General features: G+C 74.8%; 13 protein-coding genes. 2 read left to right on the top strand and 11 right to left on the bottom strand.

Annotated elements, in window-relative coordinates; genetic code table 11:
- The first annotated feature begins 26 nt into the window (after positions 1–26).
- Positions 27–743 (top strand): metal-dependent hydrolase, encoded by a 717-nt coding sequence (locus tag AB0C84_RS10540; protein WP_361063729.1) that lies wholly within the window; start codon positions 27–29, stop codon positions 741–743.
- Here the strand turns inward: AB0C84_RS10540 and AB0C84_RS10535 are convergent, their stop codons facing one another.
- The 3 genes from AB0C84_RS10535 to AB0C84_RS10525 are packed head-to-tail and all read right to left on the bottom strand — an operon-like array spanning position 744 to position 3,414.
- Entirely contained in the window at positions 744–1,265 is a 522-nt protein-coding gene (locus AB0C84_RS10535) for a hypothetical protein (RefSeq protein ID WP_361063726.1), read from the bottom strand.
- Positions 1,262–2,743, bottom strand: a complete 1,482-nt coding sequence (locus AB0C84_RS10530) for a HAMP domain-containing sensor histidine kinase (RefSeq protein WP_361063723.1) — start codon at positions 2,741–2,743, stop codon at positions 1,262–1,264. Before AB0C84_RS10530 ends, AB0C84_RS10535 begins: the two co-directional genes overlap by 4 nt.
- On the bottom strand, positions 2,740–3,414 hold the full coding sequence (locus AB0C84_RS10525; protein WP_179843015.1) for a response regulator transcription factor: 675 nt from the start codon (positions 3,412–3,414) through the stop codon (positions 2,740–2,742). The genes AB0C84_RS10530 and AB0C84_RS10525 overlap by 4 nt, the downstream gene beginning before the upstream one ends.
- Positions 3,415–3,515: 101 nt before the next feature.
- Between AB0C84_RS10525 and AB0C84_RS10520 the strand changes: the two genes are divergently transcribed.
- Positions 3,516–5,249, top strand: a complete 1,734-nt coding sequence (locus AB0C84_RS10520) for a hypothetical protein (RefSeq protein WP_361063720.1) — start codon at positions 3,516–3,518, stop codon at positions 5,247–5,249.
- Here AB0C84_RS10520 and AB0C84_RS10515 read toward each other — a convergent pair.
- The 8 genes from AB0C84_RS10515 to AB0C84_RS10480 form a co-directional block, all read right to left on the bottom strand.
- A complete protein-coding gene (locus AB0C84_RS10515; protein ID WP_258938800.1) occupies positions 5,243–6,340 on the bottom strand; it encodes a hypothetical protein in 1,098 nt (365 codons plus the stop codon). The two genes, AB0C84_RS10520 and AB0C84_RS10515, sit on opposite strands and share 7 nt — an antisense overlap.
- Before the next feature lie 90 nt (positions 6,341–6,430).
- Positions 6,431–7,366 (bottom strand): TIGR03621 family F420-dependent LLM class oxidoreductase, encoded by a 936-nt coding sequence (locus tag AB0C84_RS10510; protein WP_361063717.1) that lies wholly within the window; start codon positions 7,364–7,366, stop codon positions 6,431–6,433.
- Between the two features lie 17 nt (positions 7,367–7,383).
- On the bottom strand, positions 7,384–8,034 hold the full coding sequence (locus tag AB0C84_RS10505; RefSeq protein ID WP_361063714.1) for a response regulator transcription factor: 651 nt from the start codon (positions 8,032–8,034) through the stop codon (positions 7,384–7,386).
- Positions 8,031–9,263, bottom strand: coding sequence for a histidine kinase (locus AB0C84_RS10500; protein ID WP_361063711.1), 1,233 nt, complete (start codon positions 9,261–9,263; stop codon positions 8,031–8,033). The genes AB0C84_RS10505 and AB0C84_RS10500 overlap by 4 nt, the downstream gene beginning before the upstream one ends.
- Before the next feature lie 58 nt (positions 9,264–9,321).
- Positions 9,322–11,370 (bottom strand): bifunctional copper resistance protein CopD/cytochrome c oxidase assembly protein, encoded by a 2,049-nt coding sequence (locus AB0C84_RS10495; RefSeq protein ID WP_258938796.1) that lies wholly within the window; start codon positions 11,368–11,370, stop codon positions 9,322–9,324.
- Entirely contained in the window at positions 11,363–12,007 is a 645-nt protein-coding gene (locus AB0C84_RS10490; RefSeq protein ID WP_361063708.1) for a copper resistance protein CopC, read from the bottom strand. Before AB0C84_RS10490 ends, AB0C84_RS10495 begins: the two co-directional genes overlap by 8 nt.
- Positions 12,008–12,117: 110 nt before the next feature.
- Complete coding sequence (locus AB0C84_RS10485; protein WP_361063705.1) at positions 12,118–13,248, bottom strand: DUF5685 family protein; 1,131 nt, start codon at positions 13,246–13,248, stop codon at positions 12,118–12,120.
- A gap of 83 nt (positions 13,249–13,331) precedes the next feature.
- Positions 13,332–14,630 (bottom strand): tetratricopeptide repeat protein, encoded by a 1,299-nt coding sequence (locus AB0C84_RS10480; protein WP_258938793.1) that lies wholly within the window; start codon positions 14,628–14,630, stop codon positions 13,332–13,334.
- Positions 14,631–14,642 lie beyond the last annotated feature (12 nt).

Raw genomic sequence — 14,642 nt, 5'->3', positions numbered from 1 at the left:
GGCGCTGGAAGGCGGGGGAACGGCACATGATGGGCAAGACTCATGCCCTGAGCGGAGCGCTGGCATGGCTGGGCGCCGTCCCGATCCTCGGGCAGGAGCGGCTGCTCGGCGAGCACGCGGTGGCGCTGTCGCCGGAGCAGATCATGGCGGGCGCCGTGGTGTGCGCCGGCGCCGCGATCCTGCCCGACATCGACCACCACAACGGCCGGATCGCCAACACCTTCGGGCCGATCACGAACCACATGTGCAAGTGGATCGGGAAGCTGTCGGGCGGGCACCGGCAGGCGACCCACTCGATCCTGTTCGCGGTCGGCATCGGCTGGGCGATGGACACCCTCGCCACCCACTTCATCTGGGCCTGGTGGGCCTGCCTGTTCATGATCGTGGGGCTCGGGCTGCGCGGCGTCGGCCTGGACTTCGAGGGCGCCGAGCCGCAGTCGGCGCTGGCGGACTGCGCGCTGGCCCTGATCGCGGTCTGGCTCATGCACAACATCGACATGAGCTTCGTCGGGTTCGCGGTGACGCTCGGCTGCCTGGCCCACGTCGCCGGCGACTGCCTGACACCGCGGGGCTGCCCGGTGTTCTGGCCGCTGCCGTGGCGGATCGACGTGCCCGTCATCCCGCGGACGGACGGCAAGGTCGAGCGGTGGGTGGTGATGCCTGTCCTGATCCTCGGCATCGCGATCCTGACCGTCCGCTCCGTGCTCGGCGACATCACCGCCCAGTGGCTGACGCGGGGCTGATCATTCGAGCAGGACGGCGAACTGGCCGCAGGTCAGGGTCTCCCATGTCCTCTTCTCCCGGTAGGGACCGCGCCACAGGTTGACGCTCTTGGTGCCCGGGATCGCCATCGCGGTGCACGCGATCTGAGCCTTGGCCGTCCGCGACCAGCTCGGCCGCGCGTCCGGGTCGTACGGCCGGACGTCCATCACGGGGGCGCGACGGGTCGGGCTGGATCCGTCGACGGCGGCCTCCGCCGAGAGCCTGCCGTGGACCTCGGTGCGCAGCCCGGCCGCGCGCTCCCGCGCGGTGGGCGGCACGGACAGCTGCTGGACGGCCAGGTTCGGCTGCCCGGGCAGACCGGGTCTCGTCACCGGCACCAGGCTGCGCCCCCGCACGAGGTAGAGGGTGATCGTGGCGGCGTACCCCCGCGCGTTCGGCGCGCCTCCCGCGCTGATGATCCCGGTCGGGCGGATCCCGCAGCCGGTCAGCGCGGCACAGGTCACCATCGCCAGTAGCGCTCGCGCCCGTCTCGACCAGATCACAGGAGTTCCTCCGCTGTACCGTCGGGCAGCCACAGGGTGAAGACCGCGCCGCCCTCCGGCCCGTTGGCGGCCTCCAGGGTGCCGCCGTGCAGCAGGGCGTTCTCCCTGGCGATCGACAGGCCGAGGCCGCTTCCCTCGCTGCGCGTGCGCGCCGCCTCCGCCTTGACGAACCGGTCGAAGACCACGGGGGCCACGTCGGCCGGAAGCCCGGGTCCGCGGTCGGCGACCACGACCCGGACTCCGCCCGCGTCCTCCCCTTCCGGCCGGCCGAAGCGCAGCGAGACGGGCGGGAGCCCGTGCTTGAGGGCGTTCCCGGCGAGGTTGGCGACGATGACGTCGAACCGCCGCGGGTCCAGCCGGACGAACAGGTCGGCGGGGCCCTCCACCGCCACGTCCTCCCGCCAGCCGCGCGCCTCCAGCGTCGCCCCGACCGCGTCGGCGACGTTGACGTCGTCCAGGACGAGGGCGGCGGCGCCCGCGTCGAACCGGCTGATCTCGATCAGGTGCTCCACGAGCGTGCCGAGCCGCCGGGTCTCGTCCGCGACGAGCCGGGCGGCCGCGCCGCCGCCGTCCTCGGCGGCCTCCTCGGCCAGCACGTCGGTCATGGCGATCATCGAGGTCAGCGGCGTGCGCAGCTCGTGGGAGACGTCGGCGACGAACCGGCGGGACGCGGCCTCCATCGCGCGCAGCTCCGTCACCGTCCGCTCCAGCGCCTGCGCGGTGCGGTTGAACGTCTCGGCGAGGTCGGCCAGCTCGTCGCGGCCCTGCACCCGGACGCGGGTGTCCAGCCGTCCCTCGCCGAGCGCGCGGGCGGCGGCCCCGAGGCGGCGCACCGGGCGCAGCACGCCCCCGGTGGCCAGCAGCGCGAGGGCGAGCGCGGCCGCCAGCGCCGCGGCGTCCGCGATCAGCAGGGTGCGGGTGAACAGCGCCAGGTCGGCGGCCTCCCGGCGCAGGCTGGCGGAGACGAACACCATCGGCGGCGTCGTCCGCCACGGCTCGGCGGGCGCGGGCCAGGTGGAGACGCGGGCGCCCACGAGCAGGTAGGGCGTGCCGTTCCGGTCGACGCGCTGGAAGACCACGCCCCGCATGGCGCGACGGGCGAACTCCGAGGTCACGGGGACGTCCAGCAGGCCCGGCGGCGGGAGCCCGGGCCCGCCGTGCCCCAGCACCGGCACCGCGGTCGCTTTTCGTCCCGGCTCCGAGCGGAGCGCGTCCTCCAGAGCGACCTCGACCAGAGGCTCCACGTCGGGCGGAAGGTCGGGCGGGACCTGCTGTGCGAGGGTGGCGCGGACGTCGTTGAGCACCGCGTCCTGGGCGCGCTGCAGCATCACCCGCCGCAGCAGCACGTAGGAGATGCCGGAGGCGAGCACGGACGCCAGCAGCGCCACCGCGGTGAACGCGGCCGCGAGACGCATCCGCAGCCCGGTGACCCGGAGGCGCCGCACCCACGGCGCGGCGAGCCGGAGGGTGCGCCTCACGGGGCGGTGAACCGGTAGCCGAAGCCGCGGACCGTCTCGATCAGCCGCGGCTCGGCCGGCTCGTCCTCGATCTTGGCGCGGACCCGCTGGACGCAGGCGTCCACGAGCCGCGAGTCGCCCGGGTAGGTGTGCTCCCACACCTCGGCCAGCAGGTGCTGGCGGGTGAGGGCCTGGCCGGGGCGGCGCGTCAGCTCCAGCAGGAGGCGCAGCTCGGTCGGGGTGAGGCGCAGGTCGGCGCCGCCCTTGGTGACCTTCAGGGACGTCCGGTCGACGACGAGGTCGCCGTAGACGGACCGGTCGAGGCGGGTCTGGTCGGCGCGGCGCAGGACGGCGCGGATCCGGGCGTCCAGGACGCGGGGCTCGACGGGCTTGACCACGTAGTCGTCGGCGCCCGCCTCCAGCCCGAGGACGATGTCGAGGTCGTCGCCCCGCGCGGTCAGCAGGATCACCGGGAGCGGGTCCTCCCGGCGGATGCGGCGGCACACCTCGATGCCGTCGATGCCGGGCAGCATCACGTCCAGGACGGCGATCTCGGGGCGGCGCGCCCGCAGCGCCTCCAGCCCGTCCTCGCCGGTGGCCCGGGACGTCACCCCGTGTCCCTGGCGGGTCAGCGCCAGCTCCAGAGCCGCCCGGGCGGACGGATCATCCTCGATGAACAGAATGCTCGCCACCCGGTCATTATCGGCCGCTCTCGATCATCTGGCGGGTTGTGTCACAAGATCCGGACATCTCTGGGACGGGACCATGACAGGCCGCCGGAACCGTGGAGCGCATGTCGCTCGCGCTGCTCCCGCCCCGCCGTCACGCGCCTCCCACCCCGCCGGGCCCCTCCCGGAGGTTCCCGCGCGCCCTGCCGTGGCTGCTCGCGGCCGGCGTGCTCGCGCAGGCGGCGGTCCGGCTCTGGTTCTCCTGGGCGCGGACGGCCCCGGCCGCCAACCCGGACGAGACCGGCTACCTGCTCGCCGCCCGGATGCTGGCCGGCGGGCCGGGCGGCGACCTGTCCGGCAACACCTTCTACCAGGGCGGCTATCCGCTCCTGCTCACCCCGGCGTTCTGGTTCTCCCACGATCCCGCGACGGTCTACACGACGGTCATGGCGATCAACGCGGTGCTGGGGGCGGCGCTGTTCCCGCTCGGGTACGCGGCGGCGCGCCGCTTCGGACTGGCCCGCCGCCACGCCCTGCCGCTGGCGTTCGCGGCGGCGCTGCTGCCCGCGACGACGTTCTTCGGCGCCTTCGCGCTCGCCGACGCCGCCCTTCCGACGCTCGTCCTGGCCTGGCTGCTGGCGCTGGACCGGTTCGTCCGGAACGGCCGGGCCGGGGACGCCGCCCTCGCGAGCCTGGTCGCGTCCTGCGCGGCGGCCGTGCACACCCGCGGAACGGTCCTGCTCGCCGTGCACGCCGCCGCCCTGCTGGTCATGGCCCTGACCGGGCGCCGGAGGATCCGCGCCGCGCTCGCCGGGGCCGCCGTCGCGGTCGCCGGGTACGCGGCGGGCGCGGCGCTGAACGCGCACGTCCGCGCCGAGCTGTATCCGCGCGGCACGCGGGACCTCGGCGAGATCCTGGCGTCCCGGCTGACCACGGTCCCCGGACAGGAGTGGGCGCTGTCGGGCGCGGCGGGGCAGCTCTGGTACCTGATCGTCTCCACCTGGGGCCTGGCGGGGGCCGGGCTGGCGGCCGTCGCGGCGGTCCTCGCGCGGCGGCGGACGCCCGCGGCGGACAGGATCATGGCGGGGGCGCTGCTCGCCGCGACCTGCGGCATCGCCTACGCCTCCTCGGCCGCGCTGCCGGACGAGCACCGGGTGGGCAACTTCGCCTACGGCCGCTACCTGGCGTGCGTGGCGCTGGTCTACGCCCTCGCCGGGGCCGCGGCGCTCGCGCGCCTCGCCGCGGGCCCGGCGATCCGGCTGGCGGCGGCGGGCGCGCTGCTGCTGGAGGGCGCCGCGCTGTGGGTCACCGCCTACGCGGGCGAGCGGCTCCGCACCCACGTCTTCATCGGCTTCGACTTCCCGGAGGTCACGTTCCTCACCGCCGACCGGAGCGGGCTGCACCTGCACGAGGCGACCTTCGCCGCGCTCGCCCTGCTCGGCGGCCTGCTCGTGCTGTCCAGGCTGGACAGGACGGCCCTGGCGTCCGTCGCGCTCGCCGGGGTCAACCTCGCGGCGCTGACGTTCGCGATGGGGCCGCACGCGCGGCGCGTCCCGGCCGAGCCCCCGCTGCCCGGCCCGGCCTCAGGCGGGGTCGTCACGGACGCGTCGCTCAACTGGGCCGTCAGGACCGCGCTGATGTACCCCGTGTGGTGGACGCGCGTCGGCGCCTTCGACGTCCGCGCCGGTCGGCCGCCCGCGCCGGGCGTGTGCACGGTCGTCGTGCCCCTCCCGGACGGGACGCCGCCGGAGGCGTCCTGGCCGGCGCATCCGGCGGGCTGGCGACCGCACGCGGGACGGTTCTGGTCGATCGGCTGGGTGGGCTGGCAGGACCCGTCGTGCTCGGGGGCGGGTCAGTAGCGCGTCACCAGCGCGATCCGGTCGTGGTCGATGAGGAAGCCGTCCGAGACGAAGGTGACCTCGCCTCCGTACTCCAGCACCGTCTCGATCACGTGGTCGACGGCGTCGTCGACGACGTCGGCGCCCTTGAGCACGCCGGGCCTGCCCTCGACCGGGATCAGCTCGCCCTTGGTCCGCACCGCGGGCGCGTAGTAGCCGCGCTCGACGACCAGGTGCTCGCCGCGGCCCTCGTCCACCAGTTCCGTCACCTCGCACAGCCCGCCCGCGTACCGCTGGATGCTGCGCGCCGCCTCCAGTTCCGAGAGCACGCCGACCTCGCGCAGGTCCTCGTAGGCGGCGAGCGCGGGCTGCGCCGCCTCGGCGAGCGTGCTCGGCGAGGCGCCCTCGAAGCTGCCGTCGACGCGCCCCGCCACGGTCACGTGCGGCCCGGCCACCTCGTCGAAGACCGCCTGGTGCCGGGTGACGCCCGCGACGATCAAGGGGCGCCGGTCCCGCGCGAGGACGCGTTCGAGGGCGGCCACCACGTCCCGCATCCTCTGCAGGCGGCGCTCGCTCTCGCCGCCCTGCGCGGCCCGCCGCGCCAGCCGTCCGGCGCTCGCCTCGTCGATCGGCTCGGGCTCTACGGGGAAGCCGCCGCGGGCGTGCTCGGTCAGCTCCGCGCCGAGGCCGCTCCACAGCCGCGTCCGGTGGTCCGACAGGGACAGCAGCCAGTAGCGCGGCGTGCGGGTGTAGGCGGCGACGAGGTCGCGGGTGGCGAACCCGGTGTCGACGACGACCCGCTCGTCCACGGCCTGCCCGATCGTGAACGCGTGGTGCTCGCCGTGCGGCGCGGCGAACAGCACCAGCGCGTCGGAGCCGTGCCGCGGGTCGACCTCGCCCGCGGCGCGCTCCAGCCCCCGGACGACGTCGTCGGCGGCGTCGGGCTCCACCCGGGGATCGTCGTGGAGGCGGCGCCGTACCTCGCCCAGCAGGTTCCGCAGCCTGATGCGGTCCTCCCGGCCGTCCCGGGCGGAGCGGTGCGTCGGCATCAGCACCGACACCGCGGGGTAGGGCCTCGGCTTGCGCAGCCCGGACAGGGTGACGGCGTCCATGATCCCCCGATCGTCGCTCTTTATCCTTTCTGTCTCTTTTGTAGCGACCTGTAGGTAAATGAGGTGTAAGCCCCGGCCGAATTGCGGGCCTCAGACCCGCTCGATCACCGGGCCGAGGACGTCCATGAACGGCGAGTGCACCGTGACGTAGGAGAACCCGTACCGCTCGCGGCGCTCCCGGATCTGCTCGGCGATCTGCTCCTCCGTCCCGAGCAGGACGAACGGGGTGTCCAGGATCTCCTCGACCGTCATGTACGGGAGGCGCTCGGCGCGCATCCGCCCGGCCTCGGCGCGCCGGTCGGAGGTCACCTGCACGTGCTGGACGAGCACGTTCCACTCGATCCGCTCCGCCCGGTCGCCGGCGTGCTCGCGGGCGAACCGCACCCGCTCGGCGGCCTCCTCCGCGGTGCCCAGCCGGAAGGTGCCCGGCGGCTCGCCCTTCATCTGGTACGCCCCCGCGATCCCGACGATGTCGGCGTGACGCGCCGCCGCCCGCAGGACCGCGTCGCCGGTGCCGCCGACGAGCAGCGGCGGTCCCGATCCGCCGAACCCGGCGCGCTGCACGGGCGCCGTCTCGGCCAGCCCGAAGAACTCCGCCACCGGCCGGTGCCGCTCGTAGCCGCCCCCGCCGAACAGCGCGCCCAGCTCCTCGATCAGCCCGGTCATCCGCTCCACGCGGGCGCCGAACGGCTCCCACGGGATCCCGGCCGCGTCGAACTCCCACTTCATGTGCCCGGCGCCGAGCCCGAGCTCGACCCGCCCGCCGGTGAGCCGGTCGGCGGTGGCGGCCTCGCGGGCGAGCAGGTGCGCGTTCCAGAAGCCGGCGTTCAGCACCAGCGCGCCGACGCGCAGCCGCTCGGTCGCGTCCGCGGCGGCGACCATGGTCGGGAAGGGGGCCGGGGAGCCGAGATGGTCCGGCACGAGCGCGACGTCGTACCCGTACCGCTCGCCGCGCCGGCACCGCTCGGCGAAGTCGTCCCGGGAGACGACGTCGAAGACGTTGAACCCGAAGCGCAAGTCCCTCATGCGGTCACCCTGCCACCTCACCCGGGCGTGATGAAGGCCGTCTCGTAGGCGAAGATCACCGCCTGGGTCCGGTCGCGGGCCTGCAATTTGGCGAGGATGTTCCCGACGTGCGTCTTCACCGTCTGCGGGCTCACGAAGAGCTCACCGGCGATCTCCGCGTTCGAGTGCCCCTTGGCCATCAGCCGCAGCACGTCCCCCTCCCGCTCGGTGAGCCGGCCGTGCCAGGCCGCCCCTCCGCCGCCGGACGGCCCGTGCCGCCCGGCCAGCTCCCGGATCGCCGCCGGGAACAGCAGGCTGTCGCCGTGCGCGACCATCCGGACCGCCTGCAGGATCTCCTCCGGCCGCGTCCGCTTGAGCAGGAAGCCGCTGGCGCCCGCCTTCAGCGCGTCGTAGACGTACTCGTCGTTCTCGAACGTGGTGACGACGATGATCCGGGGCGGTTCCGGCACGGTCGCGAGGATGTGGCGGGTCGCCTGGATGCCGTCGAGCCGCGGCATCCGCACGTCCATCAGCACCACGTCGGGGCGCAGCCGCCGCACCTCGCCCGGCACCTCCGTGCCGTCGGACGCCTCGCCCACGACGGCCAGATCGTCCTCGGCGTCGATGATGGCGGCGAGCCCGGCGCGGATCAGCCGCTCGTCGTCGACCAGCAGAACCTTGATCGTCATGATCCGGACCTTAGCGGCAGCGAGACGCGGAACCGCCAGCGGTCGCCGTCGGCCCCGGCGCTCATCTCGCCGCGCAGCACGGTGACGCGCTCGCGGACCCCGCCGAGGCCGCGGCCGCCGCCGTGGCCGGCGCCCTCGCCGCGGACCGCGCCGAGCGGATTGGTCATCTCGACCTCCAGCCGTTCCCCGTCGGTGCCGAGCCGCAGCCGCACCGGTACCTTCCCCGCGTGCCGGAGCGCGTTCGTCAGCCCCTCCTGGACGATCCGGTACGCCTCCCGCGACACCGCCGCCGGGACGTGCTCCACCTCCGGATCGACCTCGGCGTCCAGCGCGACCCCGGCGATCCGCGTCTGCTCCAGCAGCCGTCCGAGGTCCTTCAGCGTGGCCTGCGGGGCCGGGCGGGACCGGTCGTCGCGCAGCAGCCCGAGCACGTGGTCGAGGTCCTCCAGCGCGGACCGCGCCGAGTCCTCGATCGCGGCGAGCGCCTCGCGGGCGAACTCCGGGTCGCTGTCCAGCACCCGCCCGGCCGCCCCCGCCTGGAGCGTCACCACACTGAGCGCGTGTCCCACCGAGTCGTGCAGCTCCCTCGCCAGCCGGTTGCGCTCGGCGAGCCTGAGGGCCTCGGCCCTCATCCCGGCCAGCCGCTCGGCGGCGGACGGCCCGAGGAACACCGGCGCCAGCCGGGCCAGCAGCGCGCCCGCCCCCACGATCAGCGCGAGCAGAAGGGCCAGCGACGCCAGCCCGACCAGCGGCGCGGGCCACTGGTGCCAGGTGTTCTGCCAGCCCCAGGACTGCAGGAACCGGGTGTCCCAGCTCACCGCCGGCGCGATGAGCATCACGACGGCGGCCGGAGGGAGCACCAGGCTCAGCCCGCTGACCACGACGCCCGTGCCGAGATGCAGGGTGAACCACGCCGCGGTGCGGCCGCGGCTCTCCCAGGAACCCGCCGAACCGGGCACGAGCCCGGTCGCGGGCCCCCCGAGCAACTCCTTGGCCAGGGAGCTCTCCAGCAGCCGCACCGTCGGCACGAGCCCCGTGACGAACGTCGCGGCGGCCGGCATGACGACCAGCATCAGCACGCCCTTGAACAGGCTGTTGCCCATCGGCACCAGCGGGGTCATGCTGATCGCCAGGAACCAGTACGGCATCAGCAGCGCGCCGCCCACGACGAGGTGGGACCAGCGCCGCCAGGTCGTCCGCTCGATCAGCGGGCGGAGCACACGGAGCACGTCCTGATCCTGACAGAACCGGCGGCGCGGCCACTCCCCCGCGCGGGGGAGGCCGGCCTCATGCGTTGTCCTTCTCTCCGGCGGTGCGCTCTCCGGCGGCGCGGTCGCGCTCGGCGAGCTTGGCCAGCCGCGCGTTGTAGGCGGCGAGCTCGTCGTCCTCGGGGCGCCCCCCGGCCTTCGCGGCCCGGTCGGCCTTGCGGTCCATGCGCCGCGCCTGCCGCTGGTCGTGGACGTACCACTGGAACGCCAGCACGATCAGGACGATGAACGTCGGCACCTCGCCGAAGCCCCACGCGATGGCGCCGCCGGTGTGCTGGTCGTGCAGGATCGTCGTGCCCCACGGCGGGTCGACGGAGGTGTACCAGCCGCGGGCGAGCGCCTGGCTCATGTTCATCAGGGCGATGCCGAAGAACGCGTGGAACGGCATCGTGACGAACAGCAGCAGCAGCCGGGCCGGGTAGGGCAGCTTCCGCGGCGCCGGGTCGACGCCGAGCAGCACCCAGAAGAACAGGGAGCCGCTGGCCAGGAAGTGGACCATCATCGCGATGTGGCCGAGATGGTTGCGCATCGCCGCCTCGAACAGCGGCGTGAAGTACAGCGCGAACGTGCTCACCACGAAGATGAGGGTGGCGACCGCCGGATGGGCGACGACCGCGAGGTACCGGCTGTGCAGCACGGCGGTGAGCCACTCGCGCGGGCCGCGGTCGCCGCGCACGCGGGCGGGCTTGAGCGCCCGCAGCGCCAGCGTCACCGGCGCGCCGACGACCAGGAAGATCGGCGTCAGCATGTTCAGCACCATGTGCTGCGCCATGTGCACGCTGAACAGGATCGGCGCGTACCTGGCAATGCCGGTCTGGGTGACGGCCACGATCGTCACGAGCCCGATGAGCCAGGACGCGGTGCGGACCCGGGACCAGGAGTCGCCGCGCCGCCGCAGCCGGACGACGGCGGCGAGGTAGAGCCCGCCGAGGACGACGACGAGTGCGGCGAAGAACAGGTCGAACTGCCCCAGGGTCAGCAGCCGCACCGGGGTGACCTGCGGGGGCATGTCGTAGCCGAGCAGCGACTTGACCGCGGACTCCGGCTCGGCCGGCGCGGGCGGCGCGGTCCGGGCCAGCGCGACGGCCAGGCCCATGGTGGCGCCCATCACGGCGGCCTCGACGGACGCCAGCCGGGCGAACGCCCCCGGCCTGCCGTCCGCCACCGCGGGAAGCGTCCGCGTCCGGTGCCACCAGCCGAACCAGCCGAGCAGGCAGAAGGCGATGATCTTGCCGAGGGCGAGCCGCCCGTAGTCGGTCTCGACCAGCTCCCGCGGGTCCGGCAGCCGGGCGATCACGTTCACCAGGCCGCTGGCGCCGACGGTGACGTAGCACCACAGGGCCATCCGGCTGAACCGCTCCGCGACCACCGGCAGCCGGTCGCGGCGCAGCAGCGCGTGAGCGACGGCGATGGCGAGCCCGCCGACCCACGGGGCGACCGCGGCGACGTGCAGCGCGACGCCGGTCGTCGCGGTGGAGTGGTTGGCGGCCGAGGCCGAGTGCCCGGTGAGCGGCGCGGGCAGCAGCGCGATCCCGGCGAGGGCGAGCAGCCCGAACGCGGCGGCGGGCGTGGTGGTGGTGCGGGCCAGCAGCGCCACCACCACGGCGAGCAGCACCACGACCATGAGGGCGGTGCCCTGCGGCAGGGAGCCGACGTAGCTGCTCAGCTCGCTGCCGGTGAGGACGTCGCCGACCGGCTGGCCGAGCACGTCCGCGACGGTGAACACCAGCGTGGCCGCCGCGGCGGCGGCCCAGGCCGCGGCGATCCAGGAGGCCGCGTTCAGGTAGCCGACGGCGTCCCTGGACAGCCGCGGCGCGGCGCGCCCGCCCTCGACGGGCAGGAACGCGGCCGCGGTCAGCAGCGCGCCGACGGTCAGCGCGGACAGCAGGTCCATCGCCGCCCGCGAGACCGGCAGCCCCCAACGGGTGAGGGCGCCCGCGTCGCCGAGGCCGGGGATGACCTTCTCGGTGACCGAGCCGCCGAGGACGAGCCCGGCCACCAGGAGGGCGGCGCACGCGGCCAGGGCGGCCGCCCCCGCCCGCCAGACGGCCAGGCTCCCCCTACTCACCGCCGGTTGCCGCCTGGTGCTTGCGCTTGGCGCGCAACACGATGACCACCCCGATGCCGACGCCGACGAGCAGGCCCGCGATGATCAGCACCCAGAGGAGCATCCCGGAGCCGGAGTCCTCCTCGGCCGCGGTCTGCTCCTGGTCGGCCTTGAGCGGCTGCTCGTCGGAGTTGGCGGCCGGGCCCGTCTGCTCCTCGGCGCCGACCCCGCCCGCGGAGGGCGCGGCCGAGGCGGCCGGATCGCCGCCGCCGCCGTCCCCGGCCACGCTGAACGTCAGGTCGTTCCCCTCGATCGGGTGCCCGTCCTCGCCGACGACCCGGTAGGCGACCGTGTAGGAGCCGGCGGGCAGCGGGCCGGACAGCTTCTGCGTGACCTTCGTCCCGGCGCGCTCGGCGGCGCCCGCCTGGAACTCCTTCTTCCTCCCGTCGCTGACGACGACCTTCGCCAGACTGATCTTGTCGCTGAAGACCAGGGTGACCTCGGTGACCGCGTCCGCGGCCTTGCCCTTCTCGGGCGTGCTGCCGACCAGCTTCGTGTGCGCCATCGCGGGCGGCGCGGTGAAGGCGCCGAAGGCGAGCGCGGCGGCGGCGACCAGACCGAGACGGCGCAGGGGCCGGCGGGACTTGAACATGTTCATGGAGGGCCGGGTTCTCTAGTGAGTCGAAGGGCTCCGTCTACCCTACTGAGCCCGCCGCCATGGCACGTCCCGGGTCGCGCGATGGCACGAACCGGCAAGAACGGGACCGGTCAGCTGCACCCGCAGTCGCAGTCGCAGCAGTCGCACGAGTCGCAGCAGTTACATGAGTCGCAGCAGTTGCAGCAGTCGCAGCAACCGGAGCAGTCCCAGCCGTCGCCGCCCCCGTCGCAATGCCGGCTGCACCAGCAGCGGTCGTCGCACGAGTCGCCGTGGTGGTCGCTCCACTCGGGCTGGAAGATCCCGCACGTGACGCAGACCAGGGTCCCGGTGAAGCACGGGATCGGCCAGCCGGGGCGCGGAGGCCGCGGCCCCCGCCTGGCCAGGCTCACGGGCTCGGCGAAGGCGCGCTCGACCGAGCGGCCCGCCTCGCGGTCCAGCAGGGCCCGCACGAGGCGCGGCCGCTCCAGCTCCAGCTCGGCGAGCGCGAGCCGCAGCCCGTGCAGCGCGCCGTCGGCGTGCCTGCGGGCCTCGTCGAGGGTGGTGCCGGTGGCGAGGAGCGGGTTGTACGCGCCCGCCGCCTCGTCCTCGGCGAGGTCCTCGACGGCGTCGATGAGGTGGGCGAGGCGCCCGAAGAAGCGGCCCGCCTCGGCGAGCGTCTCGGCGTTGCCCTCCCTGCCCGCCAGGACGGCCGTGTGCGCGAACACCGCGGCGACCGCCGTCTCGGTGGGCTCGGTCAGGTCGAGGAGCCCGAGGCCGGGGGCCGCCTCCAGGAGCGGCTGCCGGGCGACGGCGTCGCGCAGCACCGCCGGGTCGAACCCGACGGCGGCGCCCGTGCGGCCGCCCGCCGCGTCCCACCGGTCGGCCATCCGCCCGGCCGCGGCGGCGACGAGCCGCCGCGCGTAGGGCCCGTCGCCGTCGGCCACGTGGTCGCGGGTCTTGCCCGCGGCCAGCAGGAGGGACGCGGCCGCGGCGAGCTGCGCGCCCTGCGCCCGCGCGGTGACGACCTCGGCGGTCTTCATCCCGCGCAGGGCGCACGGCCCGGCCTTGCGGCGCGGCGACAGCTCCGGCGCCTGCGCCTCCACCAGCACCGACACGAGCAGCCCGTCGTAGTTGGTGACGAGCCGCGAGGCCTGGCCGTGCTCGGCCCGCAGCGTCAGGCACAGCCCGCACAGGTGGGCCATCCAGTCCTTGAACAGGGACCCGCACAGAACATGACGGCAGGGCCGAACAACACCGAACACGAAGAACTCCCCCATCTCACACCGACCGCAGCATTATTCATGGACGCGGCGGCGGGCGAAACGGTTGCGCCGGAACGGTCCGATCAGACCCCGACGCAGGTCAGGGCTCGGCGGTAGGCGGCCATGCGGGGCCCGTCGGAGGTTCCCGTCCCGGCCAGCACCTCGGCGAGGTCGAACCAGGCCTGGGCGGCCTCCCGGGAGGACTCCATCTCCTCCAGGCAGGTCGCGGCCCGGGTCAGCACCTCGACCGCGCGGTCGTGCCGGCCGAGCCGCACCGACGCCTCGCCGAGCACGGTCAGCGCCCCGGCGGTGGCCCGGCGCGGGGCGTCCCCCAGCAGGTCGAGGGCCTCCTCGGCGAGCGCCACCGCCTCGGTGGGACGGCCGAGCGCGGTCTCGGCGCGGGCCAGCTCGGTCAGGCACCAGGCCACGTCGATCTCGCCGGAGGAGCTGGCGCTGATCTCGCCGCGCACGCGGGCGAGCAACTCCCGGGCGCGGGCGGCCTGGTCGGGCTTGGCCCGCAGCAGCAGGCCCGCGTAGATGACGCGGAGCCGGTTGAGGTTGCGGGGGTCCTCGCCGTCGCCGGCCAGCATCAGGGCCCGCTCGGCGAGCGCGACGCCCTCGTCGTACTCGCCGCGGATCTCCGCGACGTAGGCGGCCTCCCAGTAGGCGACCATGCGGGCGCGGGGGCTGCCGATCCGCTCGGCCCGCTCGACGAGCTGGGCGGCGAGCTGGCGGGCCCGGACGAGGTCGCCGCGCTCGATGAACGCCGACAGCAGCGCGGCGCCGAGGTCCACGGCGGCGTCGGTGGAGTCGGCGCCGGTGGCGACGAGGTGCCGCAGCGCGGTCTCGGCCGCCTCCACGCCCGCGCTGAGGTCGCCGCGCTCGCGCAGGCAGCGGCTCAGCGCGACGTGCACCTTGGCCCAGTGGTCGAGGTCGGCCTCGGCGGACGCCTGCTCGGTCAGCGCGGTCAGCTCGGCGATCGCCTCCTCCAGCTCGCCCGCGGCCTCCAGCGCGAGCGCGTGGCCCCAGCGCGCCTGGTGCAGCATCTCGGGCAGCGCGACCGCGTCGGCGCTCGCGAGGACCTCGGCGAACCGGGCCCGCGCCTCGGCCGCCGCGCCGTTGCTGAGCGCGATCTCGGCATAGTCGAGGGTGACGCGCAGCTCGTCCACGACGTCCTCGCTGACGCCGCTGACGAGGTAGGTCGCCGAGCAGTTCAGCTTCGCCGCCAGAAGGTCGACGACGCTCGGCGCCGGTACCCGCTTGTCGCTCTCGATCAGCGAGATGTAGCTGTCGGACAGCTCGGGGAAGGCGAGCTGCGCCTGACTCACGCCCTGCCGGATCCGCAGGGCGCGAATGCGCTGCCCCAGTGTCTCGCGATCCATCGTGTGACCACC

The organism is Actinomadura sp. NPDC048955 (assembly GCF_040649435.1).
Taxonomy (GTDB): Bacteria; Actinomycetota; Actinomycetes; order Streptosporangiales; family Streptosporangiaceae; genus Spirillospora; species Spirillospora luteofluorescens.
This window is presented reverse-complemented; position numbering and strand designations above follow the sequence as displayed.

Bases quoted from the DNA above. Each gene is read 5' to 3' on its own strand.
- AB0C84_RS10540 (WP_361063729.1), top strand. From the start codon at position 27: ATGATGGGCAAGACTCATGCCCTGAGCGGAGCGCTGGCATGGCTGGGC.
- AB0C84_RS10520 (WP_361063720.1), top strand. From the start codon at position 3,516: ATGTCGCTCGCGCTGCTCCCGCCCCGCCGTCACGCGCCTCCCACCCCG.
- AB0C84_RS10515 (WP_258938800.1), bottom strand. From the start codon at position 6,340: ATGGACGCCGTCACCCTGTCCGGGCTGCGCAAGCCGAGGCCCTACCCC.
- AB0C84_RS10510 (WP_361063717.1), bottom strand. From the start codon at position 7,366: ATGAGGGACTTGCGCTTCGGGTTCAACGTCTTCGACGTCGTCTCCCGG.
- AB0C84_RS10505 (WP_361063714.1), bottom strand. From the start codon at position 8,034: ATGACGATCAAGGTTCTGCTGGTCGACGACGAGCGGCTGATCCGCGCC.
- AB0C84_RS10490 (WP_361063708.1), bottom strand. From the start codon at position 12,007: ATGAACATGTTCAAGTCCCGCCGGCCCCTGCGCCGTCTCGGTCTGGTC.
- AB0C84_RS10480 (WP_258938793.1), bottom strand. From the start codon at position 14,630: ATGGATCGCGAGACACTGGGGCAGCGCATTCGCGCCCTGCGGATCCGG.